24 protein-coding genes are annotated in these 25,491 nt (G+C 36.9%); 15 read left to right on the plus strand and 9 right to left on the minus strand.

Annotation, left to right across the window (positions count from 1 at the left end; all coding sequences use genetic code 11):
• Positions 1 to 10: 10 nt before the first annotated feature.
• Both tviB and RFH42_RS11790 read right to left on the minus strand, forming a co-directional pair.
• A complete protein-coding gene (gene tviB, locus RFH42_RS11785) occupies positions 11 to 1,291 on the minus strand; it encodes a Vi polysaccharide biosynthesis UDP-N-acetylglucosamine C-6 dehydrogenase TviB (RefSeq protein ID WP_308975833.1) in 1,281 nt (426 codons plus the stop codon).
• Positions 1,292 to 1,573: 282 nt separating this feature from the next.
• The gene (locus RFH42_RS11790) at positions 1,574 to 2,518 is read right to left on the minus strand and encodes a GNAT family N-acetyltransferase (RefSeq protein ID WP_308975835.1); all 945 of its coding nucleotides are present in this window, start codon (positions 2,516 to 2,518) and stop codon (positions 1,574 to 1,576) included.
• A 795-nt stretch (positions 2,519 to 3,313) separates the two neighbouring features.
• On the opposite strand from RFH42_RS11790, the gene RFH42_RS11795 reads away from it, so the two are divergent.
• From RFH42_RS11795 to RFH42_RS11815, 5 genes are all read left to right on the plus strand, one after another.
• Positions 3,314 to 4,414: a polysaccharide biosynthesis/export family protein gene (locus RFH42_RS11795; RefSeq protein WP_374990766.1), complete on the plus strand. Its 1,101-nt coding sequence runs from the start codon at positions 3,314 to 3,316 to the stop codon at positions 4,412 to 4,414.
• Between the two features lie 2 nt (positions 4,415 to 4,416).
• Positions 4,417 to 4,851 (plus strand): low molecular weight protein-tyrosine-phosphatase, encoded by a 435-nt coding sequence (locus tag RFH42_RS11800; protein WP_308975874.1) that lies wholly within the window; start codon positions 4,417 to 4,419, stop codon positions 4,849 to 4,851.
• Positions 4,852 to 4,866: 15 nt separating this feature from the next.
• On the plus strand, positions 4,867 to 7,056 hold the full coding sequence (locus RFH42_RS11805; protein WP_308975837.1) for a polysaccharide biosynthesis tyrosine autokinase: 2,190 nt from the start codon (positions 4,867 to 4,869) through the stop codon (positions 7,054 to 7,056).
• A gap of 182 nt (positions 7,057 to 7,238) precedes the next feature.
• Positions 7,239 to 7,946 (plus strand): FKBP-type peptidyl-prolyl cis-trans isomerase, encoded by a 708-nt coding sequence (locus RFH42_RS11810; RefSeq protein WP_308975839.1) that lies wholly within the window; start codon positions 7,239 to 7,241, stop codon positions 7,944 to 7,946.
• A 327-nt stretch (positions 7,947 to 8,273) separates the two neighbouring features.
• Positions 8,274 to 8,963 carry an FKBP-type peptidyl-prolyl cis-trans isomerase gene (locus RFH42_RS11815; RefSeq protein ID WP_308975840.1) on the plus strand — a complete coding sequence of 230 codons (690 nt, stop codon included), beginning with the start codon at positions 8,274 to 8,276 and terminating at the stop codon, positions 8,961 to 8,963.
• Positions 8,964 to 9,046: 83 nt separating this feature from the next.
• On the opposite strand, the gene murJ is transcribed toward RFH42_RS11815, so the two are convergent.
• Both murJ and ampD read right to left on the minus strand, forming a co-directional pair.
• Complete coding sequence (murJ, locus tag RFH42_RS11820; protein ID WP_308975842.1) at positions 9,047 to 10,588, minus strand: murein biosynthesis integral membrane protein MurJ; 1,542 nt, start codon at positions 10,586 to 10,588, stop codon at positions 9,047 to 9,049.
• 124 nt (positions 10,589 to 10,712) lie between these two features.
• Positions 10,713 to 11,306, minus strand: coding sequence for a 1,6-anhydro-N-acetylmuramyl-L-alanine amidase AmpD (gene ampD / locus RFH42_RS11825; protein ID WP_308975843.1), 594 nt, complete (start codon positions 11,304 to 11,306; stop codon positions 10,713 to 10,715).
• 152 nt (positions 11,307 to 11,458) lie between these two features.
• On the opposite strand from ampD, the gene nadC reads away from it, so the two are divergent.
• A complete protein-coding gene (gene nadC / locus RFH42_RS11830; protein ID WP_308975844.1) occupies positions 11,459 to 12,304 on the plus strand; it encodes a carboxylating nicotinate-nucleotide diphosphorylase in 846 nt (281 codons plus the stop codon).
• 152 nt (positions 12,305 to 12,456) lie between these two features.
• Positions 12,457 to 14,307 carry an LTA synthase family protein gene (locus RFH42_RS11835; RefSeq protein ID WP_308975845.1) on the plus strand — a complete coding sequence of 617 codons (1,851 nt, stop codon included), beginning with the start codon at positions 12,457 to 12,459 and terminating at the stop codon, positions 14,305 to 14,307.
• Positions 14,308 to 14,374: 67 nt separating this feature from the next.
• Here the strand turns inward: RFH42_RS11835 and RFH42_RS11840 are convergent, their stop codons facing one another.
• From RFH42_RS11840 to RFH42_RS11850, 3 genes are all read right to left on the minus strand, one after another.
• Positions 14,375 to 16,546: a phosphocholine-specific phospholipase C gene (locus tag RFH42_RS11840; RefSeq protein ID WP_308975846.1), complete on the minus strand. Its 2,172-nt coding sequence runs from the start codon at positions 16,544 to 16,546 to the stop codon at positions 14,375 to 14,377.
• Between the two features lie 18 nt (positions 16,547 to 16,564).
• Positions 16,565 to 16,690: a hypothetical protein gene (locus tag RFH42_RS11845; protein WP_308975847.1), complete on the minus strand. Its 126-nt coding sequence runs from the start codon at positions 16,688 to 16,690 to the stop codon at positions 16,565 to 16,567.
• Between the two features lie 106 nt (positions 16,691 to 16,796).
• A complete protein-coding gene (locus RFH42_RS11850; protein ID WP_308975849.1) occupies positions 16,797 to 17,672 on the minus strand; it encodes a LysR family transcriptional regulator in 876 nt (291 codons plus the stop codon).
• Positions 17,673 to 17,864: 192 nt separating this feature from the next.
• On the opposite strand from RFH42_RS11850, the gene RFH42_RS11855 reads away from it, so the two are divergent.
• Positions 17,865 to 19,199 carry an MFS transporter gene (locus RFH42_RS11855; RefSeq protein ID WP_308975850.1) on the plus strand — a complete coding sequence of 445 codons (1,335 nt, stop codon included), beginning with the start codon at positions 17,865 to 17,867 and terminating at the stop codon, positions 19,197 to 19,199.
• Between the two features lie 3 nt (positions 19,200 to 19,202).
• Entirely contained in the window at positions 19,203 to 19,595 is a 393-nt protein-coding gene (locus tag RFH42_RS11860) for a hypothetical protein (protein ID WP_308975851.1), read from the plus strand.
• A gap of 105 nt (positions 19,596 to 19,700) precedes the next feature.
• Here the strand turns inward: RFH42_RS11860 and rph are convergent, their stop codons facing one another.
• Positions 19,701 to 20,417 carry a ribonuclease PH gene (gene rph / locus RFH42_RS11865; protein ID WP_308975853.1) on the minus strand — a complete coding sequence of 239 codons (717 nt, stop codon included), beginning with the start codon at positions 20,415 to 20,417 and terminating at the stop codon, positions 19,701 to 19,703.
• A 197-nt stretch (positions 20,418 to 20,614) separates the two neighbouring features.
• Here rph and RFH42_RS11870 point away from each other — a divergent pair, with 197 nt between their 5' ends.
• Complete coding sequence (locus tag RFH42_RS11870) at positions 20,615 to 21,268, plus strand: TetR family transcriptional regulator (protein ID WP_308975854.1); 654 nt, start codon at positions 20,615 to 20,617, stop codon at positions 21,266 to 21,268.
• 90 nt (positions 21,269 to 21,358) lie between these two features.
• Here the strand turns inward: RFH42_RS11870 and RFH42_RS11875 are convergent, their stop codons facing one another.
• The gene (locus tag RFH42_RS11875) at positions 21,359 to 21,976 is read right to left on the minus strand and encodes a thiol:disulfide interchange protein DsbA/DsbL (protein ID WP_308975855.1); all 618 of its coding nucleotides are present in this window, start codon (positions 21,974 to 21,976) and stop codon (positions 21,359 to 21,361) included.
• A 184-nt stretch (positions 21,977 to 22,160) separates the two neighbouring features.
• Here RFH42_RS11875 and ubiG point away from each other — a divergent pair, with 184 nt between their 5' ends.
• The 5 genes from ubiG (at position 22,161) to RFH42_RS11900 (ending at position 25,405) form a co-directional block, all read left to right on the plus strand.
• Entirely contained in the window at positions 22,161 to 22,877 is a 717-nt protein-coding gene (gene ubiG / locus RFH42_RS11880) for a bifunctional 2-polyprenyl-6-hydroxyphenol methylase/3-demethylubiquinol 3-O-methyltransferase UbiG (RefSeq protein ID WP_308975856.1), read from the plus strand.
• Complete coding sequence (locus tag RFH42_RS11885) at positions 22,874 to 23,548, plus strand: HAD family hydrolase (RefSeq protein ID WP_308975858.1); 675 nt, start codon at positions 22,874 to 22,876, stop codon at positions 23,546 to 23,548. The genes ubiG and RFH42_RS11885 overlap by 4 nt, the downstream gene beginning before the upstream one ends.
• A 45-nt stretch (positions 23,549 to 23,593) precedes the next feature.
• On the plus strand, positions 23,594 to 24,340 hold the full coding sequence (locus RFH42_RS11890; protein ID WP_308975859.1) for a YciK family oxidoreductase: 747 nt from the start codon (positions 23,594 to 23,596) through the stop codon (positions 24,338 to 24,340).
• Between the two features lie 276 nt (positions 24,341 to 24,616).
• Complete coding sequence (locus RFH42_RS11895; RefSeq protein ID WP_308975860.1) at positions 24,617 to 25,000, plus strand: RcnB family protein; 384 nt, start codon at positions 24,617 to 24,619, stop codon at positions 24,998 to 25,000.
• Between the two features lie 123 nt (positions 25,001 to 25,123).
• Entirely contained in the window at positions 25,124 to 25,405 is a 282-nt protein-coding gene (locus RFH42_RS11900) for an RcnB family protein (RefSeq protein WP_308975861.1), read from the plus strand.
• Positions 25,406 to 25,491 lie beyond the last annotated feature (86 nt).

Raw genomic sequence — 25,491 nt, forward strand, 5'->3', positions numbered from 1 at the left:
TATTAGAATTTTATAGTCGGATATCACTTTGATTTTGATCAAGCACATATTTCAAATCATATAAAACATGTTTTGCTTTACCCAAATTATTAAAGTCTTCTGCACTCATTTTTTGGAATTGCTCATGCGCTAGAGCCAAAACAATTGCGTCATATTGTCCTTGTGCTTCAACATTAATGAGTGGGCGCAGACCATATTCTTTTTCAACCTCATCTGGATCAACCCATGGATCATAAATATCAAGATCCAAATCATATTCTTTTAAGGCATTGACCATATCTACAATCTTAGTATTACGAATATCTGGGCAGTTTTCTTTAAAACTTAAACCCATCACTAAAATCTTCGAACCCACCACCTGAATGCGTTTTTTTACCATTTCTTTAATTAATTGAGTGGCAACATACTCTCCCATACGATCATTTAAGCGGCGTGCTGCGAGAATAATTTCAGGGTGTAAGCCTATAGACTGTGCCTTATGTGTTAAATAGTATGGATCAACTCCAATACAATGGCCGCCAACAAGACCAGGACGGAATCCTAAGAAATTCCACTTCGTTCCTGCTGCCTTAAGTACCTCTTCAGTATCAATACCGATCTTATTAAAAATTAATGCCAGCTCATTGATAAGTGCAATATTTACATCTCGTTGAGTGTTTTCAATCACCTTTGCAGCTTCAGCAACTTTAATACTAGGTGCTCTATATGTACCAGCCTGAATAATTAATTGATAAGTTCTATCAATATATTCAGCTGCATCAATGGTTGAACCTGATGTAATTTTTAGAATATTGGTTACTCGACGTTGTTTATCACCTGGATTAATTCTCTCTGGACTGTAACCAACGAAGAAATCATGATTAAGTTTCAAACCTGAAATTTTCTCTAAGACAGGAATACATACTTCTTCAGTTGCTCCTGGATATACTGTTGATTCATAAACAACAACATCACCACTCTTTAAGACTTTCGCAATCATTTCTGATGCTTTAATCAAAGGATTCAGGTCTGGTTGTTTGAAATCATCAATAGGGGTTGGTACCGTAACAATATAAAAATTACTTACTGAAAGATCATCAACATCAGCACTATAAACCAACTGAGTTGCTTGCATCATTTCTTCAGCATTCACCTCAAGCGTGTGATCTATACCTTGTTTTAATTCTTCGATTCTGTGTTGATTTATATCAAAACCAATTGTCGGTACATGTTTCCCGAACTCTACTGCTAGTGGTAAACCAACATAACCCAGTCCGATAATTGCGATTTTAAGCTGATCTAATTGAAACATATGCCATTAACTCATTAGGTTTTTTCAGGTAAAAAACTTCATTTTCAAGGCAAGAAATATAGCAGAAATTCACAGGCTTGTGTTTGAATGATCAATTCTGCCACTTAAGTCCTACAAAGGAAGGGCAACTTAATGATCAAACAAAATCTTAGCGCTTCACTTCACCAATCAATAGAAGTAATTTAAGCTCTAGCATATGAATATCTTCTATACTATTTCCAGTTAGGATACTGCCTACTTAATCTTCATCTCACCACATTTGCTAAATTCATCACTACTCTATTAATTAATATCCATACTATATAAGTCATAGACAATTGCACGTGCGCCAAATCCCTCTTTCTGACTGATCAAACCATTATTTAAATATCGACCGTTATTTTCATTTGAGATACCAAAATCAAAAATTGATGCATAATCAGAACTCGCAGCAATGACATAATCAATTAGTAAATCTAATGCACGTAGCTCTCGCCCCAACTGATTACTAGCTAAGTATTGTGTATGTACAACATTAATACTTTCAAAAGTAACACACGCAGAAACAATCGCATCTTGGTAAAATGCTGCATAAGCCTTAATGTTTTCAGGAAATTTTTCTTTTAAATAATCAATTTCCGCCTCATTATGGACAGGAGTAGTATGGTGATATTCTTCAAGTACATGGCGGATCACACCCCAAACTAAACTAGGTTGCTGCACTTGTTGACAAACAACCCCTTCTCTTTTTGCCTTATTAATATTTCTCTGCTTACTTTTTGAATAATTATATCCCTTCTCCATCATAATTGAAGAACTAATATCACGGCGTGATAGCTGAGCATCATTCCGAAATAAAGCATATAAATCTTCTTGGGCTGGGTATTGATGATAAATAACAGGTATAGGCTTATAAATGATTTTTTCTATTTTGTTTGTTTTTAAAAATTTTTTTACAGCATCAAATACCTCTATTATATCCATGGCATGAATTTTTTTATCCATTAAGAAACCACCGAATGTTAATCCCTGATGACTATAAAAAATATTCTTATTAATATTTCCAGGTAGCAATGTAATTATCTTTTTATTTTCATTCATGATAATCAATGAAAAATCTTCAAAACGATCTGAATGATAATCCATAAAATCCCGATGAAACATAAAATGTGAATTTTTACAATTTAATATAAAATCATTCCACTGTTTTTTTTCTAAACTTGAATATCTATGGACAATGAATCCCATAGCACCCTCCGATAACAAAATGATTCCTAAAAAAAACAATACTTTTTATTTGAAGTTAAAATTATATCGTTCTTCGTTACTTCCAAATAAAGGAAAGATTGTGTAAATGATCAATATTCTTATATCCACACGATTTAAACCGGCTTTTATACTGTAACAGTCTAACATTAAAGTCACATATAGGAAGCTTATAAACGCTCGACATTTTACGGCGCTTTACATAAAGTTAGATATTTTTTATTTTTCCATTGACCTTATTTTTAAAATTTATTGTGGAAAAACAAAATTAAAATTAAAATTCATAAAATAAAAAAACGATTATTATTGTAAATTAAATTTCGCCCACAGAGCATATTATTATATAAAAACTAATTTTTAAACAGATCTTATCCCTTTAACCATTTTCTAAAACCAACATATTTTACAAGAAAAAACTTTTTTAAAGAAAACTCAACACTAAAATCACTCACCAACGAGGTAAAAAAACAAAATATACGCTATACACCATCAAAAAAAACAGCAAGAAAACTTCGAAATACAAAAAAAAACAGCCTAACTTTAATATACAAATTACTATATACAAGTAAGGTTAAAAAATAATTTAAAAATTAATAAGATTGAAAAAACAAAATTTCACATGCTATTTTTATAAATCTAACGCTTCTATAAATATCAATTAACTTAAATGTGTATTAAATAAATTCGTAAGGAACTCATTATTTATTTTTTACAACATGAATAGATATGATTTCTATTCAATTACAGAAAATATTTTATAAAGAAAGGTTTTTTAATGTGAAGTATTTATGTCCACCAATTCTTATAGCGCTATCCTTATTTGTCACAAGCTGCGCGCTTATCCCTGGTCTTCACACCTATGATCTACCTAAACATGGACAATTTAGTACTGAACAAGGTGCTGTGATTTCTGTGATACAACTCACCCAAGAAAATATTCCATCCATAGCTGTACAAATTCAACAAAGTCCAGAACAAATCCAGCAACTGTTTCATCATCAGCAAGTACTCTATACCCTAAGTCCAGGTGATATTTTATCTATTCAACTGTGGGCGTATCCTGAAATCACTCCCCCCATCCAAATTGACAGTGCAAATGCCAAAACCACTGGATACGCTATCGATCCTAATGGCTATATTCAGCTCCCTCTTATAGGGCGAGTCCAGATTGCAGGTAAGACCTTAGCAGAAACAAATAGTTATCTGCACAAAAAATTCTCTCGCTATTTAAAACATCCCGATGTTGTTGTTAGAGTTATTTCATATGAAGGGCGTCGATATTATGTGAATGGTCAAGTCATTAAAAGTGGCCAATATACTTTAAATGATCAACCCATCAGTGTGTATACAGCATTAGGAATGGCTGGCGGCGTAGACACTAAAACAGGTGATAATACACATGTCCAACTCATTCGTGATGGCCTTGTATACAATCTCAATGTTCTCAATTTAGAAAAACAAGGACTGTCACTACATAAATTATTGATCCAACCGAATGACACTATTTTTGTCAACACTAAGCAAGATCAAAAACTTTATGTTATGGGTGAATCTAGTCGTAGTACAGCTATTGAACTACGAGATCAAGGCATGAGTCTAAGTGATGTTCTTGGTGAAAGTGAAGGTATTAGTGCTTACTCTGCAAGTGCTGCACGAATTTTTGTTATGCGTACAGACCTAATGAATAAAACTTCAACTCTATATCATCTAGATTTGTCCAGCATTGGAAATTTAGCCTTAGCGAACCAGTTCGAAATGCAAAAAAATGACATTGTCTATATTGATGCTACAGGATTAACACGCTGGCAACGTGTCATTAATCAAATTGTTCCCTTTTCCAGCGTCTTATACAGTGTTAATCAGCTAGGTAAACCATGACCATAAATACTCAACACATATTGGTTATTTGCGTTGGGAATATTTGTCGCAGTCCTATGGCTGAATATTTTCTCAAACAACAGTTCCCTCAATTTAATATTCAATCTGCTGGGTTAAATGCTTTAGTTGGAAAATCGGCTGATCCTAAAGCGATACACTGTATGGATCAATACAACATCGACATCCGCTCTCATACGGCTAGACAGGTTACTGATCAGCTCATTAAGTGGGCTGATATCATCTTAGTCATGACTCAGAATCAACAGAACTATATTGAAAACCTTTGGCCTTTTGCTTATGGAAAAACCTTTCGTTTAGGGCATTGGCAACATCAGAACATCAAAGATCCCTATCAACATGATCAAATTTTTTTTAATGAAACATGTTGTCTTATTCGAAGTTTTTTATTGGATTGGCAATATTATCTTTCGCGTTAGCATGAACGGTCAATTATGAATCTAAAATCAAATAATGAAACTATAGACTTAAAAGAATTATTTTTTTCAATTTTAAATCAATGGAAACTGATTATGCTTTGCATGCTGGTCAGTTTCATTATTGCAATACTCTATTTACGTGTGACTTTACCTACTTACTCAACCAATGCATTAGTACAGGTCGAGGATGGAAAAAGTGCTGCCTCCATCGCTTTACTAGGACAGTTGAAAGAACTTTCAGGAAGTGTTGCGGCTAAGTCACCAGCAGATGCGGAAATTGAGATTCTCAAATCCAGATTAATCATTACTCAAGTTATTCACAACTTAAATCTCAATTTATTAATTAAAGATAATCAAGATAGTTTTTTAACCCGACTGGTTTCTTCTGACCGCCTAGAAGTTTTTTATAATTCCAATGCAGTCACTATTCAAAAAAATAATTTTCAATTTCAAATTAAACGATTTGATTTACCGCAATACTATTTAGATAAACCTTTAATTTTAGATTTTATAGGCAATGACCAATTTACAATCCAATTTAAAGATCATGTTCTATTCACTGGCAGACTGAACCAGCTTAATCAATTAAATACTGAGAAAGGTATTTGGAAAATTGAAATTTCAATGCCAGTAGGCCACCCACAGCAGAATTTCACCCTAATCAAACAATCAATCCCTTCAGCAATGGATTCTTTTCTAGAAAATTACTCTGTTTCTGAACGAGGTAAATTAACTGGTGTGATTGGTTTAGAATATCGGGGACATAACAAAGAACATATCACTCATGTACTTAACAATGTATTAGATATTTATCATCAACAGAATATTGAGAGAAAAACCCTAGAATCGAAACAAACGCTTAACTTTTTAGATAAACAACTTCCAGAGTTAAGACAACAGCTCCTTGATTCAGAAATAAAATTTAACCAATTTCGTCGCAAGAATAATACAGTAGATGTCTCTCAAGAATCTGAATTATTGCTTAAACAAAGTGTCGAGCTTGAAAAAACACGTATTGAATTAAAACAAAAACAAGCAGAACTAAAATCTAAATATACTGACGATCACCCACTCATGACTGAGGTTACAGCACAACTAAATGCCATTAATAGTAAGATATCTGAGCTTAATCATACTTTAAGTGCTCTACCTGAGTTACAGCGTTTATATTTACAACTTTACCGCGATGTAAAAGTAAATACTGAACTCTACACATCATTACTTAATAACTATCAACAACTCAAAGTTGCACAAGCTGGTGAAGTCGGTAGTGTACGTATTATTGATACTGCCATTGAACCTGTACAAGCCATTAAACCTCGTAAATTTATTGTGATTTTAATGGCACTTATCATTGGTGGATTTATTGGCACGATGCTTTCACTCTTGCAAAGCATGTTAAAGCAGGGCATTAAAACCTCGACTCAAATTGAAGAAGAACTTGATCTTGCTGTATTTGCCACAATACCTCGCTCTCCGATTCAAGAAAATCGAGCCCACATACTCAAGAAGAAAAAGTCTATTCCAATACTCGCTGTTCGAGACAATGAAGATATGGCAATTGAAAGTTTAAGAAGTATTCGTACTACAATTCACTTTGCCTTAGCACATGCAAAAAATAATGTGATCTCCATTTCAGGACCTGAGCCAGAAGTCGGCAAATCTTTTATATCAGCTAACCTAGCTGTTATTTTTGCACAAAGTAATAAAAAGGTATTGCTCATCGATGCTGACCTAAGACGAGGTTATCTTCATAAATATTTTAATCAATCCATTGGCCCAGGGCTTAGCGACTATTTGCATAAACAGGTTGATTTAAAGCAATGTCTACATACCACCCATGTAGAAAACTTAGATTTTATAAGTCGTGGCAAAAATCTAGGCAATCCGTCTGAAATACTCGTCTCAGATTATTTTCAAACGTTACTCCAAAATCTATCTTCTCTTTATGATCATATTATTATTGATACACCTCCTGTGCTAGCTGTCACGGATGCTATCATCGTTTCACAATACGCTGCCGTAAATCTCATTGTGGTTAGACATGGACAAACTCTGATTAAAACTTTAGATCTTGCTAAAAACCGCTATGAACAAGCAGGCAGTAAAATAAATGGTGTTATTCTCAATGATATTCAGAGAAGCATCGGTTATGGTTCTGGCTATCGCTATAATTATAGTTATCACACGTCAAAGCATGACTGATTATATCTTCACTGTTATTTTAATCTGGGTATTCAACAGATATTTTTAATGTTGAATACCCTAATACTGTATTTATTGTGAAAAATCTATGCAAATGTGATACCTCTTTACTCCATGACAGTATATGCTGAATGCACTAAACTGCATTTCGTTATATTTCTAAAAACATATTGAGACATGTTATGAGTAAAGCTTTACCTATCACCGTTGCCGTACTTTTAGGTGGTGCTGCACTGGTCCCTGTTTACTACGCAACAAAACACCCTGCGGCACCAACAACTTCATCTAGCATGAGTAAAGATGCCAGCCCAATTGAAAAAGTGAGCTATGCACTTGGCCACGAATTTGGCAGCCAAACGCCACCAGAACTGGATATTGATGCTTTTGTTACAGGTATACGCGCAGGTTTTGCTAAACAACCACGTGCTTATACAGATGAAGAACTACAAGCAGCATCAGTTGAGCTACAAAAAGAATTGGAAAAGAAACAAAAGACTGAGTTACAACAATCTGATGCTAGTGCTGAAAAATTCCTAAGTGAAAATGCAAAAAAACCAGGCGTAATTACCACAGCTTCTGGTTTACAGTACAAAGTGATTAAGGAAGGTACAGGTAAACAACCAACAGCAGATTCAATGGTTACTGTACATTACACTGGTAAACTTATTAACGGTACAGAATTTGATAGCTCATACAAACGTAATGAACCTGCAGTTTTCCCATTGAAAGGAGTCATTCCTGGATGGACTGAAGGTTTACAACTCATGAAAGAAGGGGGTAAAGCAACGCTCTATATCCCTGCTAAACTCGGCTATGGTGCTCAATCTTCAGCACAAATTCCAGCCAATAGTACGCTTATCTTTGATGTTGAATTAGTCAAAGTTCAATAAGATTTGATTCGTACAAGGAGAGCATTAGCTCTCCTTTTTTGGGTGACCACATATAACAATACACGCTCACCCACCTCCTCAATTACAACAAAACTCAATGATGAGGCAAAAGTAATGAGATACATTCCTGTAACTCATATGTTTATTTTTGAAATTGAACTGATCAGACTCAAATGACGAAGTCTAAAAAGGCTTGGTTTTTCTGTTTAACACCAACAATATACATACCGCTTATAGTATCACTTTGATTTTTATTGTAGAACTAATCAAGGTAGGTTTAGTTATTTCAACTGGGAGCAAATCTTGTTTCCCGATACAGGATATATCATGAATAAAATATTGCTTTGCTCCGGTCTTTTCTTTCTTTGCTCTGTTAGTGATGCAGCAAGCATCAACAATCGTAGTTCACAACAAGACCAGTTTAGCTATAGCTACGGCTATCTCATGGGACGCAGTTATGCAGAAGTATTGAATGATGTGGATATGAATACCTTTATAGAAGGTGTTAAACAAGGTGCTGCAGGAACAAATGCAAGCCTAACTGAAGCTGAAATGAAAAAAGCACTCATACAGTATAAAAAACGCAATGATGCGCTTCAGCTTGAGAAACTCAAACAAGTTGCTGCTGAGAATGCGCTCAAAGAAAAAACCTTTCTTGAAAGTAACAGCAAAAATGCAGGCATAACTCAAACTAAATCTGGCCTGCAATACCAAGTTATTACAGCTGGTACAGGAAAAACACCAAAAGCTGGATCAAAAGTTTTAGTCAACTATGAAGGCCGCTTGCTTGATGGAACAGTATTTGATAGTTCCATCGCACGAGATCAACCTGTTGAATTTCAGGTTAGCCAAGTTGTTCCAGGCTGGACTGAGGGCTTACAACTCATGAAAGAAGGAAGTAAATACCGCTTCTTTATTCCAGCAAAATTGGCCTATGGTGAAATTGGTTCCGGGGATGCAATTGGCCCGAATAGCACATTGATATTTGATATCGAGTTACTCAAAATTGTGCAATAAAATCTGAATTATTCTAACTGGTTAGCATGTTCAAAAAAGGCTGTCATATAGACAGCCTTGAATTCAATCAATAATTAAACGCATCAAGGTCTTAACTGACGTGGTCTGAAATTACTAAATAATAATCCCATAGCATAAGCCACAACGCCGACTACACATAAAGCAACTACTTGTAAAACACGCATCCACTGCGATGCCTCACCGTTATACCAAGTCAAACCATAAGCTAGTGCACATACCATCACAATATTCGCAATCACAAATTGTAAGAGTAGTTTTTTCCAGTGTTGACCGAAGCGAAAAATATCACGGCGATGCAGGTAATAATAAAGTAAGCCCGCGTTGACCAAAGCTGAACCTGAAGAAGCAATCGCTAATGCCATATGTTCTGCATGCCAATCAATTAACTTGAAAATACCAATAAAAATGACGTTTAAAATTGCATTGGTCGCTACAGCAATTAGGCCAACACGTACTGGAGTTTTTGTATCTTGAATTGCATAAAAACCAGGGGCAAAGACTTTAATTAGCATAAACGCCAATACCCCACCACTCATGCACTGTAATGCCATAGCAGTCATTTGAGTATCACGTAAATCGAACTCACCTCTTTGGAATAATGCTTGAATAATTGGTGTCGATAGCATAAAGAGTGCGATACTTGCTGGCACACCAACCAAGACAATGACTCGTGCAGCCCAATCCAGCATGGCTTTAAATTTCTGTTGGTCATGCTCTGCTTTTTGCGTTGACAAAGAAGGTAAGATAACGGTCCCAATGGCTACACCAATCAAACCAAGAGGCAATTCAGTCATACGTTCTGCACTATACAACCACGACACTGACCCATCTTGCATAAATGAAGCCCAAATCGTATTCAATAAAAGGTTAATCTGAGTAACAGACACACCAAATAGTGCAGGTAACATGAGCTTTAATATTCGCTCTACACCTTCATGTTTAAAATCAACTTTAGGCGGGATGAGTAATTTCTTACGCCATAATTCAGGAACTTGAATAGCAAGTTGTAAAATGCCCGCAGCAACAACTGCCCAACCTAATGCCATAATCGGTTGAGCCATATGGGGTGCTAACCACCATGCAGCAGCGATCATTGTAATGTTTAACAATACTGGAGAAAAAGCAGGAGTCGAGAAAGAACCATAACTGTTTAAGATACTGCTTGCAAAAGCAGTCAAAGACATAAACATTAAATAGGGTATGGTCAATCGAAACATATCAACTGCTAACTCAAACTTAGCTGGATCGGTATGAAAACCAGGAGCATAAGCATAAATAATAACAGGAGCTGCGATCATGGCCACTAAGGTTAGTGCTGACATTGCCAATAATAAACAGCCAAAGACTCTACTAATTAATATTTGTACTTCGGCATGTAAACGCTGCGTTTTATATTCAGTTAATATTGGAATAAAAGCTTGAGAAAATGCCCCTTCGGCAAATAGCCTCCGAAAGAAGTTTGGAATACGAAATGCCACAACAAAGGTATCAAAATCCTTTCCCGCACCAAAGACATTCAGCAAAACCATGTCGCGTACAAGACCTAATACTCGTGAAACCATGGTCATTGCACTGACGATAAATGTGGATCGCCATAGCGCCATCAGAACTACTCATTTTTAAATAAAGTGCTTATTGTAATCAAACTGAAGTGAAAAAACGTGATTGAATGATGATCTTTAACAGCATTTCAACGTTGAACAATAAATTGACTTTATCTACTTCTTTTTAACAGTCTGATTCAACATGATTATCCTGTTTTTTTAGTCTTAATTGTTCACGGAAATATTGCCAATTAAAGTGAGGACCAGGGTCAGTTTTTCGCTGTGGTGCAATATCAGAATGTCCTGCAAGATGCCCTTGTGTTTTAGGATAAGCATGTTGTAATGCCAATACTACATCAGTCAAAGCCTGATATTGTTCATCTTCAAATTCCAAATCGTCACTTCCCTCAAGCTCGATTCCAATTGAATAATCATTACACTCTTGTTTACCTAAATAACTTGAACGCCCAGCATGCCACGAACGATCATTAAAATTAACAAACTGTAAAACCTCTCCAGTCCTTAATATCAATAAATGTGAAGAAACTTGCATTCCTTCAATATGTTTAAAATATGGGTGTAACTCCCAATCTAATTTATTTTGAAAAAACTGCTCAATATAGCCTCCACCAAATTGTGATGGGGGTAAACTTATGTTATGTATAACAATTAACTGAATTTCAGTGCCATCTGGACGTTGATTAAAGTTAGGGGATGCAATCTGCTGAGCACCTTGTAACTGCCCTGCTATAACTTGAAATTTATCTGTATATCGCATTTACCACTCCACTTTAGTGCTTAGATTTAACCAAGCATGATTTTCACCTATAGCTTACTCGTAATCTTAAAAAATAAATACTTCTGCAAAGACAGCGGTGACAATGCTAAAATGCCGCTGTTTTTTTAGCACAATCAATATAGGGATATTCCATGAGCATACCGCAATCCTTGCTTGAACAATCCATTCAGTTGAACATACAACAGGCTTTACAAGAAGATCTAGGCGATGGTGATATTACGGCAATGCTTAGCCCAGAAAATGAATATGCATCAGCGACGGTCTTAAGTCGTGAACACATGATTCTAGCTGGACAACCTTGGGTAAATGCTTTAATTCAAAAGTTTGATCCAACAGTAGAAATTGTGTGGTTAAAACAAGATGGCGAGGCTGTTGCTGCTGGAGAAACCTTCCTTAAATTACAAGGTAAAGCACGCAGCCTGTTAAGTATTGAACGTGCTGCACTTAACTTTATTCAAACGCTTTCTGCTGTTGCAACAAAAACAGCGCACTATGTTCAGCAATTAGAAGGCTTACATACAAAATTATTAGATACTCGTAAAACCCTGCCAGGATTACGTATTGCACAAAAATATGCTGTTACTGTTGGTGGTGGTCAAAATCATCGTCTTGGGCTCTTTGATGCATTTCTAATTAAAGAAAATCATATTATGGCTGCTGGTGGTATAGCTCAAGCAATTGCTCAAGCACGTCAAATTGCACCCAATAAACCTGTAGAAGTAGAGGTAGAAACTTGGGATGAATTAGACCAAGCTATCGAAGCTCAAGCGGATATTGTAATGCTGGATAACTTTAGCCAACAGCAAATGATTGATGCTGTTAAACACGTTGCTGGACGTTGTAAACTAGAAGCATCAGGGAACATTACACTGGATAACCTAGCACTTGTGGCCAGCAGTGGTGTGGACTATATCTCTATGGGTGTATTAACCAAAGATGTTCAGGCCATCGATCTTTCTATGCGCTTTAGTAAATAATTAACGTTTAACTCCGTTGATTATGTTTATGCTTCAGTAAACACAATCAACGGATTTTTACCACTTTCGACCCAAGTTATAAATAAACTAAATTGTAATAACCCGTAATTGGACTATAATCTTTCTACCTTGCCCTTTTATGCCCCAAGCCAATGACGTTGCTCAAACAACAGGCACTTTTCATTGTCGTTGCCTTTATTTCTGTATTCATTTTTTTCTTAACTCAAGAGAATCTACAGCACTTCCTTGCCCTGAATGGTTATGAGCGCAACCTCCGTATCTTCAAATACGTCTTTTCCGCCATTTTAAATTACGCATTCATCTCAGGTTTTTACCTTATGATTCGTAAAACTTGGCTAACACTGATTGTGAGTCAATTTACTGTTTTCTTGCTCACCTTTATTAATATTCAAAAAGAACGTTATCTCTCTACAAGTTTGGTGCCAAGTGACTTTTTATTGGTCAGTGAAACACTCAAAGCGTCCCCTCTTTCTTTGAAACTATTTGTATTTATTAGCTTAGCCTTATTCGTTGCATTATTTATTTGGTTATATAAAAAAGAAAAGCGTGAAAAAGGCCATATCTTCATTACCAATGGTATTTTAGCGATATTTATTATTGGGTTTTTTATTACAGCGAACTTTCAAAATAACTTCGCTACACAATGTGCCAAAAACCCGACTAACTACTTATGTCAATACACACGTTATTTACCACAAACACGTGGAGATTGGGTTGGCGATCACCTCACTATTCGCACTTTGGGAATGAGTACTTTTTTCTTTTCTAAATCGATTGATAACTTAAACGATAAATTATTTAGTACTGAAAAAATTCCTAAAGAACAAATTGAACATATTCTAAAGACACCCCAAGTTCATGCATCCTCAAAGCTTGATCAATTACCTAATATTATATTCATCATGAGTGAATCACATTGGGATGCAACTAAGCTTGATCCCAATATACCCAAAAATTTAACACCAACCATTGAAAAAAATCAGCTTTCACAGCTCCTTTCTCCGAGCTTTGGAGGGGGTACTGCAAACGTAGAATTTGAAGTTCTTACGGGACTCAATGTTTATTTAAATAAAAATGAACTGCTTTATGTCTCTAAAATTAAACGACCGATTTATTCTTTAGCACGCTATTTTAACCAACTTGGTTATACCAGTACGGCTATGCACAATAATGGTAAATATTTTTATAATCGTAGCGCAGTTTACCAAAATCTAGGTTTTCAACGTTTCATCTCTTTAGAGAATATGACAGCCAATCCCCAAAATGTCATCAATCAGGGTGGATGGGCAACAGATGATCTTATTTATGAGAGTATAAAACAACAGCTTCAACAGCATGACCAAGCACAGTTCATTTATGCAATCACTGTCGAAAACCATCCCATGTATAATGATGATCGCTTCGGAAAAGATAAATATATTGTCAATAAAGAAGGCGTGAGTGCTGCTAGCCAACGCCAACTCAATACTTATCTACTCGGTATGCAACGTGCGGATGCAAAGTTAAAACAGCTCATTGAAATGACAAAACAACTTGATCGTCCAACCATGATTGTTTTCTTTGGTGATCATTTACCAAACCTGCAAAAAGTCTATGATGACTTTCAATACTTTGATTCTGAACAAGATAAAATTGATAAGAAACAAACCAAGTATTTTGAGACACCGCTAGCTGTCTGGAGTAACTTCCCTATAGATAAAAAGCAATTCAATGCTGAGTTTATTCCAGCACATTTCCTTGCTAGTCGTGTACTTTCAGCTGCAGGCCTCCCCTTATCTCCTTATTTCCAATTTATTCAAAACTTGAGTAAGTGTTATCCAGCAATTCATCAAATACAACAACAAGCTACCTCACACTGTTATTTTGATGCTGAGAAATTGCTCAGTGACTATAAAAAATTAAATAGCGATGTAATTAATGGAAGTAATTGGACCTATCAATTACTACATCGCCCTGAAGATGATGTACCCACATCTCCTTAACTTGAAACGACTCTAATATCACATAAAAAATAGCGTCAAATGACGCTATTTTTTGAACCATTCATGATTATTTATTCACAGTTTCAATATATCCCATGTATGGATCTGAGATCGAGTCTTGCTCCGTTTCTAGGCGACCAGCAAAACGACGCTGATAACTGGAATCATTATTGAGTGTGACACTAAAGTCGTACCAACCACCAAACTCCGTCATATCCCAATATAACTCTTGTTCTTGTGCAGCCGTTTTTATTTCCCAAGCCTTTTCCGGAGCAAAATAAGCGTTTGCTTTCACCTTTAAATTCACGACTTGTTTAGCATCATTTCTCACTTTTAAATAAAGCTTATTACATTCATCCATACATACCCGAATTTCAGGCAATGCTGCTGTTTGTATGGCTGAATTCAAGTTGCCTTTAAATGAACGATGGAAACCATTAGGGCCTAAAACCCATAAATCATATTCCCCATGGTCTGCTACCCAAATATCATCAAGCTGTTTATTTGCTTCGACCATATAGCGCTTAGGAATCGCGTTTAGATCTTTGCGGTTGTAAACATGAAAGACTGCAGCTGCACGCCCTGTATTTGAAAACATTAATTTTACCTGTTGCTGAGCTGCATCAACTAAAGCACTACAATGTAAAATATAAGGCAAAGCACGTGATGGGCGAATTCCCAATTGCTGCTCAGGTCTTTGTTGTTGTACTGGTCGGCTCACTTGACTCTGACTTTCTTGTAATTGACGAATCCGATCTGCTTCAAGTTTTGTTTTCTGCCCTGCCAATACAGGTAATTGACTATTATTTGGTGTCTTAAAGTTAAATGCTGAACTTAAGTCACCGCAGACAGCACGGCGGTAAGGACTAATATTAGGCTCTTGAACACCAAAACGAGTTTCCAAAAATTGAATCACAGAAGTATGATCAAATACCTCTGAGTTAACCCAACCACCGCGGCTCCACGGCGATAACACATACATAGGTACACGCACACCAGGACCATAAACGCCACCATCCGGTTTAGGTTGATGAGATCCTTCTACTCCCTGATGGTCAAAATATTCATAAGACATTGCTTCTGTTGTCAGAGTCGTTTTACCATGTACAACACCTTGAATATCTCGTGAAGGTGCTGAAGGTGATGGCATATGGTCAAAGAAACCATCATTTTCATCAAAGTTAATAAAGAGAACCGTTTGACTCCAAATTTCAGGATTCTCCGTTAAAGCATTGACCAATTCTTGCGTATACCATGCACCTTGTACTGGGCTTGATGGCCCTGGATGCTCACTATAGGCAGCTGGAGCAATAATCCAACTCACTTGAGGTAACTTACCTGCTGCTATATCTTGTTTTAAGCTGGCTAGAAAACCTTGATCGGGCATTGTATTGGCAATGCCTTTGTACAACGGCTCCTTTGCATCAATACTTTCATCATAAGGTGGGCATTGGGCTGAGTGACTAACAGGTTTACCTGAACGTTCATTGGCAAGACGATATTGTTTAAATCCTGCTAATGGGTTATCTGTAAAGTTATCTGGCATGTTTTGGTACACTTTCCAACTGATGCCTGCTTCTTGTAGACGCTCTGGATAAGTTTTCCAATGATAGCCTGATTGTGATGAACCAATTGCATCAAATTCATTCACAACACTTGCAACATTAGCAGCTTTAGGTCCATTACTACCCGTCCAAATAAACTTACGGTTAGGGTTAGTACCAGCATGCATTGAACAATGGTAAGCATCACAGATCGTAAAAGCATTTGCTAAAGCAAATTGATACTCTACTTCTTGCTGCTTAAAATAACCCATAGATTGAGTTCTTTTATGTGCTACCCAATCTCCCATTCGACCACAATTCCATGCGGCCTGACCATCGCTCCATGAATGTGGAGTACCAGATACTCGCTGAGCATTTCCTAAACGACTGTCTAAGTGATAGGGTAATATTTTATTTTTCTGCTCATCATATTGCTGCCAAACTTGGCGACCATCAGATAAAGGAATAGTAAAACGATCGCCAAAACCACGCACACCTTTTAAAGTGCCGAAGTAATTATCAAAAGAGCGATTTTCTTGAGTAAGAATAACCACATGCTTAACATCTTGAATACTACCTGTTTCAACTTTTGCATCAATAGCCAAAGCCTTTTGAATGCTCGCTGGAAAACTCGCCAATGCAGCGGTAGCAAAAACACCTTTACCTGAATTTAAAATAAAATCACGACGGTTCATTATTCTTTCCTTTTATTATTATGGTGCACAGTGGACTTTACAGCTTGAGGTCACTGTATTATTGGTTTCATTGTCATCATCATTACAAGCGCTAAGCACTAATCCACTTCCTAACACCAATAAAAGTAAAACTGCCTTAAACATTACCATTTCCATTGATTTTTCGTTAGGCGTAGTAAATACCAGTAAAATGACGTTTGTATGATAGTTTTATGGCAGGGTAATGACGCTCACAATTCGCTGTACGCCTTTATTTCCAACAAGTTGCTAAAAAATCAATGAGTAAACGTGTTTTTGCAGGAACATAAGCTTGATTTGGAAAAACAGCATACACACCCTGTGTCTGCATTTGATAATCTGAGAATAAGTGGGTTAAGCGACCATCTGCTATTTCCTCAATGACCATCCACTGTGGAATAACAGCAACGCCTAAACCAGCGAGTAACATCTGTTTAATTGTTTGAATGTTATTCGCGGCATATTTCCTGTTTTCATACAATGTGATCTGTTGTTGCCCCTGAAAAAATTGCCAAGGTTGAGTATTTAAATTTAGGTTCGATATCCAATCACATTGTTCAAGTTGCGAAAGCTCTGTAAATGTCTTCCCTTCTAAATACTGTGGGGATGCCACTACTACAGTTTCGTATTCAGTCAATTTACGTGCCTTATAGGATGAATCATTGAGTTGGCCTAAACGAATCGCAACATCAATTTGCTCATGTATCAAATCATAAGGACGCGCATCAAATAAACACTGCAAATATATTTGAGGATGCTGCTGACAAAAGTCAGATAATAATGGCCATAACATCTGATGACCAAACTCATAAGTTGAAGCAATCCGTAAAACCCCAACACTCTCTACCTGTTTTTTTCTTATATTTTCAATTGATTGAGTAATACTCAATAAAATATCCTTAAATTGAAGATAAAACTCCTTACCGACCTCTGTCAAAATCAGTTTACGTGTGTCTCGAACCAAAAGCGTGACGCCAAGCTGTTGTTCTAAACGTTTAACTCTCATACTCACTAAAGCCCGACTAAGACTTAAAGCACGAGCAGCTTGGGAGAAGGAATGTTTCTCTACAACAGTAATAAACGTTTCAATTAATTCAAAATTTGGCATGTCACGGTCCTTAAACCTCACAACAATGTTCAATATATTTGAACAATCATTTAAATAAAAGCCAACTTCTCTTTAAATACTAAACTCGAAATAATAATTCAACATTCAATCATGTCTTTAACTGATTTTTCACTTTTGCTCATTTTTACAATGTCAGTGATCAACCCATCAGTGTTGTACAAGTAGGGTCTCATGCAATATCGCAGCAAAGTCGCCTGTATTTTTTTACTGGGTTTTTTTATCGACTGCATTAACATCTTTATGAGTGCCATTGCCTTTCCTGCAATAAGTACTTTATTTCAGCTCTCTCAAATGGAAGTTACCTGGATTGCAAATAGCTATATTTTAGGTTTGTGTTTAATCATTCCTTTAAGCACTGAGCTAACCAAACAACTTGGCATACGCCATGCCTTGTTGTTATCAACAGCTACATTTGCACTTGCAAGTTTTATGGTGGGATCCGCGGACTCATTTTCTAGTTTACTTGCTTGGCGTTTTCTTCAAGGATTCAGTGGTGGCCTAATTATTCCAATAGGACAAGCGCTTACTTTTAATTTGTATCAGGGCAATGATCGACTGAAGATTTCCACACTCATCATGATGACCGCATTAATTGCCCCTGCTTTATCACCAATGTTTGGTGGTTGGATCATTGATATCAGTTCATGGCGTTGGATTTTTTATAGTCATATTCCCCTGACTTTATGCCTTCTACTATGCATTTTTCTCTGGTTAAAACCCGAACAACAAAGTTTATCCCAACCTACTGATTATTTAGGAATCTTTCTTGTATCAACTGCTTTAACTAGCCTGCTCATTAGTTTAACACTCATTGGCCAATCAACATTTTTGCTCTACTCGATTTTCGCTTTAATCGTGACATGCTTCATTAGTATGGCCTATGTTTATCATGCTAAACGACATGATTCCCCTATTATCAAACTTGATTTATTGAAAAATACCCAACTTAAAGTCTCTATCTGGGTTTACTTAGCTGTGCCAGGTATTTGTACTGGGGTCAATATTCTTAGCATATTTCTGCTACAACAGGTTTTGCAGCTCACAGCAGCTCAGACTGGAAGTTTCATGTTGCTATACGCACTTATGGCATTTACAGCAATGCTCTTAGTCCGCTTTTATTATCAAAAAATCTCAGCCAAAACGTTTTTTTATGCCGCCATTATTATTCATAATTTAGGCATTTTAATGTTGGTTTGGGTGGCTATCAATCCATCTATTTTATGCATAAGTGTTGCTTATTTAGCCATGGGTTTTGGTGGAGGTTTGGCAGCGAATACAGCACAAAGTACGGCTTTACTCGACTTTCCAAAGCAACTCATGCCACAAGCCAGCGTAATTTGGAATATTAACCGTCAAATAAGTTTCAGTTTAGGTAGTGCTTTATTGCTTATGTTGTTCTCTATCTTGCAGCAACTCTCTATTCATCAAGCATATGCCTTCATTTTTATACTTGCTGCGCTTATTGGCAGCCTACCACTTTTAATACTTCACCAACTTAGGACTTAAATGATGTCTGTCACTCAAGCAATTCAGCTACTTGAAACTTCAATTCAAGATATTCAATCTCTATTTAACCAGCCAGCACAACCAGAAAAACTGTCTCAGTTTATGCGTTGTTTTTCTAAGGATTTTGAGATGATTGCTGTAAGTGGAACGCAAATGAATCTGAACCAATTAGAAGATATGTTTAACTTAAACATGGGGGCTTTTCCTGATCTAACGATTGAAATCGAAAATATTACTGTGATCATGCACACTCCAGATTTAGTCTTATTACGCTATCAAGAAAACCAACATAAAGCAGGTCATTCGCATTATCGTATCGCAACTGCTTGTATGGAGTTCCATGTGGAACATTGTGTCTGGCGCTATTTACATGAGACACCAATCAACAATAGCTAATGTACACCCTAAAAAAATACCAGCTCAATATGAACTGGTATTTTTAATCATAAAATCAACAGCTAATGAAAATTAGCCTTCATGACTTATGTTATACATGGCAGATTACCATCCCAAAGCTTGCTGTTGCTTCTGAATCAATTCATTGATCCCTTTTTCTGCTAGCTCTAACATGGCATTCGATTGTGCACGAGTAAATGGTTTATCTTCAGCAGTTCCTTGAATTTCAATAAATTCACCAGACTGTGTCATCACAACATTTAAATCTGTTTGACAGTTAGAATCTTCTTCGTAGCATAAGTCTAGAAGTGCTTCATCTTGATACATACCCACAGAAACTGCTGCAACAAGTCCTTTAAGAGGATCATGTTTAATTTTTTTCTGCGCCAACAAATAGTTCATTGCATCAATAAGCGCTACAGCTGCACCAGTAATTGATGCTGTACGTGTACCACCATCAGCTTGGATTACATCACAGTCAATACTAATCGTATTTTCACCGAGTTTTTTCAAATCCACCATCGCACGTAAACTACGGCCAATTAAACGCTGAATTTCTTGGGTACGCCCACTTTGCTTACCACGTGCCGCTTCACGGTCACTACGAGTATGTGTCGAACGTGGTAGCATGCCATATTCTGCTGTTACCCAACCTTGTCCTTGACCTTTTAAAAAGCGTGGAACTGAATTATCCACACTAGCCGTACACAATACTTTAGTGTGACCAAATTCTACGAGAACAGAACCCTCAGCATAGCGTGTATAGTTACGTGTAATTTTAATTTCACGCAGTTGATCCAATGCACGTTGGTCTATACGCATAATTCATCCCTATTCAGGTTCAATTTAATTGCGAACTATTATAACAGATGTATTTTAAAGGGTGAGGTGATTCAATAGATTGAATACGTATTAATTTAGCCAAAAGATCAAGCCTTATAATATAGTCCGTATTATTCATTATTTTTCTATAAAACTTTTGTTAGACTCAAACTAATTTATCTTTAGCCGAAGTATTAATGTCAATTCGTGATGAACGTAAACAGCAAAGTCGACAAGCGCTATTAGATGCAGCATTAAAATTAAGTATCTCGGGTCGCTCATTTTCAGCAACCAGTCTGCGTGAAATCACACGTAGTGTTGGTTTAGTCCCTGCAGCTTTTTACCGACATTTCCAAAATATTGATCAACTTGCTGAAGAGCTTGTAGATCAAGTAGGGTTACAGTTCAAAAGCATACAACATCAATTTCATCAAATTTATTTTCGTGACCCCCAAAATGGCATTTCACGAGGTTTAGAATATTTTTTATTTGCCGTAGAACAACATCCGCAGATTTGGACTTTCTTCATTACAGAGCGTTGGGGAGGATCCCATACCCTACGTCAAGCCATTGCTAGGGAAATTGATTTTCTTATTCAAGATCTAGCTCAAGCATTACAACACCTAGACCAATTACGCCAACACACCTCCCTAGATCCTGATGAGTGCTATCAAATCGCAAATATTCTAATTAATTTATCCTTTACCTGGGCAGTCACATGGATTACGGCGAGCCAGCAAAATAGCTGTCCAGCACTGCAACAAGAAAAAGAGCAACTACATACTCAAATGGAAAAACAAATAAAATTAATTTTTCGTGGTCGGATAAAAAATAAAAACCAAGACCAATAATGAAAAAACTGCAGCAAAGAACTCAACGTATAAATTAGATTAAATATCTTACTTTAAGGTTCAGTTCAAAGCGCAGTTTTTTTAAATTCTTTATTTTGCTTTGCGTTCTTGTTCTACCAAGTAAGTGATTACTTGTGGTACTTTTTCAGCATCGCCTTGTACAACATACTTACCATTCACGACAACGGCCGGCACCCCAGTCAGCTGGTATTGCTGTGCTAATTTATTTGACTCAGCAATTTTTGCAGTTACAGCAAATGAGTTAAATAAACTATTGAATTTCGCTTCAGGTACACCAAACTTAGTAAAGAATTTTGCTTGAGATTGTTGATCGTAAAGCTGCTGTCCTTGCTGATGAATTGCATTAAACATTGGAATATGAGTACGTTTACGAATGCCTAAAGCCTCTGCAACATAATAGCCACGAGCACTTTGTTCCCAAGTTTTATTCATCGCCGCTGGTGTACGTACAAAATATACATCTTTAGGTAATGTCTTCAACCATGCTTGCATTGGTTTTTCTAAACTATAGCAATGACCACAACCATAGAAGAAAAATTCACGTACTTCAATTTTACCAGCAACTTCGCTTTTTCCAGGATTTGCTAAAACAGTATAGTCCTTGCCCGCAACAAAATTCGCAGCCATTGTTTGCATTGATAGCGCAGTTAAGGCGATTGTTATTCCACTTAATATATACTTTTTCATTGACTTAATTTTCCTCAAGGTCATGGGCACTAGCATATGCACTAACTATAAAACAAATATAGGAAAATCGTTTTTATTCTGTGAACTTTTTTACATGATAGATCGCTTTTTTTTGAATAATCGCTACACTAACAAGGCTTAATGATGTTTTTAACGATAAATGAATGATTATAGGGTGAGTGCTATGACGCAACTTAATGTCGATCCACAAGAAATTGCAAAATTTGAAGCCCTAGCTGCATTATGGTGGGATCAGCATTCTGAGTTTAGACCACTTCACCAAATTAATCCTTTACGTCTCAATTGGATCGATGAACATGCTGCTGGCTTAAGTGGCAAAAAAATTCTTGATGTCGGCTGTGGTGGTGGAATTTTAGCGGAAAGTATGGCACGTCGTGGTGCACAAGTTCTTGGTATTGATATGGGTGAAGCACCCTTAAATGTTGCCCGTCTGCATGCAGAACAAGAAAATGTAAGTAATATTGAATACCGTCAAGTACCAGTTGAGCAACTCGCAGAAGAACAAGCAGGACAATATGACATCGTAACATGTATGGAAATGTTAGAGCACGTACCTGATCCTGCATCAATTATTCAAGCTTGTCAAAAACTCGTTAAACCAGGTGGTCACGTCTTTTTCTCAACAATTAACCGTAATCCTAAAGCTTATTTATTTGCCATCATTGGTGCTGAATACGTATTACGCTTACTGAAAAAAGGCACTCACGATTATCATAAGTTCATTAAGCCCTCTGAGCTTGCTCATGATATTCGACAAGCAGGTCTTCAGCTAAAAGATATGACTGGCTTACATTATAATCCACTTACTAAGCATTATTGGCTTGCACCAAATGTCGATGTTAACTACATGGTTTACACTGTAAACAAGGATGCCTCATGAAAGCCGTATTGTTCGATTTAGACGGCACACTTATTGACACTGCTGCAGACTTTATTCGTATTATCCAGAAAATGTGCCTTGAAGAAGGCCGTGATATTGTGCCTGCAGACTTGATTAGAACTCAAGTCTCTGAAGGTGCACGAGCAATGGTTCAATTGGTCTATCCAGAATTGAACAGTACTGACCCAGTATTTCTTGCACATCGCCAACGTTTTTTGGATATTTATGGAGAAAATATCGCAGTAGATACTGATTTGTTTGAGCATATGCCAGCATTGCTGGCTCAACTTGAAGCACATCATATTCCTTGGGGAATCGTCACAAACAAACCACGGGGATTATCAGAATCATTGTTACAAGCGTTAAATCTAACCGAACGCTGCGCTGTTTTAGTATGCCCTGAAGATGTTCGTCATACTAAACCTGACCCTGAGCCTATGTATCTTGCTGCTCAACAGCTTGGCATAGACCCAATGCACATTATATACGTAGGTGATCACCCACGAGATATTGACGCTGGGCGAAATGCGAAAATGTACAGCATATTAGCAGCCTATGGTTATTTACCAATGGCTTATAAAGATGATTTGGCAGCATGGCAAGCAGACTGTATTATCCATACTGTGCCAGAATTACAGCTACAGCTACAAAATCTCTTACAACTGCACTAAATGAAAAAAACCTAACTTATCACAACAACATTTTTCGGAGCTTTTATGACATTTTCACAATATCAACCACGCCCGGATTTACTTAAAGACAAAATCATTTTAATTACTGGTGCTGGTGACGGTATTGGCCGTGCTGCTGCAATCAGCTATGCCCTACATGGTGCAACCGTTGTTTTACATGGTCGTACTTTAAATAAATTGGAAGTTATCTACGATGAAATTGAAGGTTTAGGTGCGCCTCAACCCGCGATTTTACCATTACAACTTTCAACTGCCACTGCTCACGACTATGAACTTCTACTCAATACATTAGAAAAACAATTTGGCCGTCTAGATGGCATTTTACATAATGCGGGTATCTTAGGTGATCGTACTGAACTCGCATACTACCCCACTGAAACTTGGGATGATGTAATGGCTGTTAATTTACGTGCGCCGTTTATTTTAACTCAAGCCCTATTACCCCTATTACAGAAATCAGAACAAGCTTCTGTAATCTTTACAAGTTCAGGTGTTGGCCGAGAGGTTCGTGCCCAGTGGGGAGCTTATTCCATATCAAAAATAGCACTTGAGGCGACCAGTAAATTATTTGCAACTGAGCATGTCCATCCGAACATCCGTTTTAATTGTATTAACCCAGGTGGAACACGGACAGCAATGCGAGCCAAAGCCTATCCAGAAGAAGATCCAAAAACCCTACCAACTCCAGAGCAAATCATGCCTGCTTATCTGTATCTCATGGGTGAGGACAGTTTATCTATGAATGGTACAAGTATTGATGCTCAAGGTTAAAAATATGGTTTGTCTAGATATAAATTTAGACAAACCAACTTCACCATTCATCTACCATTATATAAATATAAAAACAAAGTTAAGTGCCGCTTGGTGTAAATGTTATAATATGCCCAAAATTATTCAGCGCTAAAAAATCAAACATCAAATGCATGTTGTAAATACATTTTTTTCTAAAACTGCATGCCTTTTTTGTAGAGTCTTCACAGTTTCTCTGCATTTACGCAGTACAGTATGAACGTGAAAAAACTTAGTTTTTAACACAGGAGGATCATCATGAATAAGCTATTGCTAGTATCTGCAGTGATATTAAATTTACTGTTGGTCAACCAAATCTCCTATGCAGACCCAGGTAATGGCCACAAAAGAGACTATCGTGATCGAGATGCTCGCAGTTATGCACAGGGCAATGATAATGACGATAATTTGCAAGAAAAACGTCGTTTACGCGAAGAGCGTGGCTTTAGACGACTACAACAACACCAATGGCAACCTGGTTATGTGATGCCGCAACACTATCGTGGTAATGGCTATAAAGTAGATTATCGTGAGCAAAACTTACCTAAGCCAGCAGCTAACCAACAGTGGTATAAAATCAACAACGATTTTATTTTGATTGACTCCGATAGTAATAACATCATCAAAATACTAGGGCTATAGCTTATCTTCTCCATAGAAGCTCCACGCTATTCACAATTGGTAAATTATGCACCCATTTTATATCTGCAATGCAGTATTAGTCTGACTATCTAAATTCACGACATACATGCATTGGAGTAAAAAATGAAGAAGATGATCACGAGCCTACTGTTGCTAAGTAGTATTTTCACTGCCACTACAACCATGGCACGATCACACGATAACCACCACTCATATAACCAACACGGCCAATCTTACGGTCATTCAGAACAGTATCTACCTAGACATCATCATTATGTTGCTGTAGATCATCGTAAAATTCGTCATTTACCACAACCAGGCCGTTATCAACGTTGGTATCGAGCTAACCAACAATACCTTCTAGTTGATATGCGTGATCACCGTATTATTAAAACCTATCGTTAAATAGCGGTATGTCCACGACCTTTATGCCTCCAAATACAGCATCATCTTCATGTATTTTGGGGGCTATTCATCATCGTTTAAGCGAT

It is taken from the genome of Acinetobacter rudis (genome assembly GCF_031157835.1).
In the GTDB taxonomy this organism is placed as follows: domain Bacteria; phylum Pseudomonadota; class Gammaproteobacteria; order Pseudomonadales; family Moraxellaceae; genus Acinetobacter; species Acinetobacter rudis_A.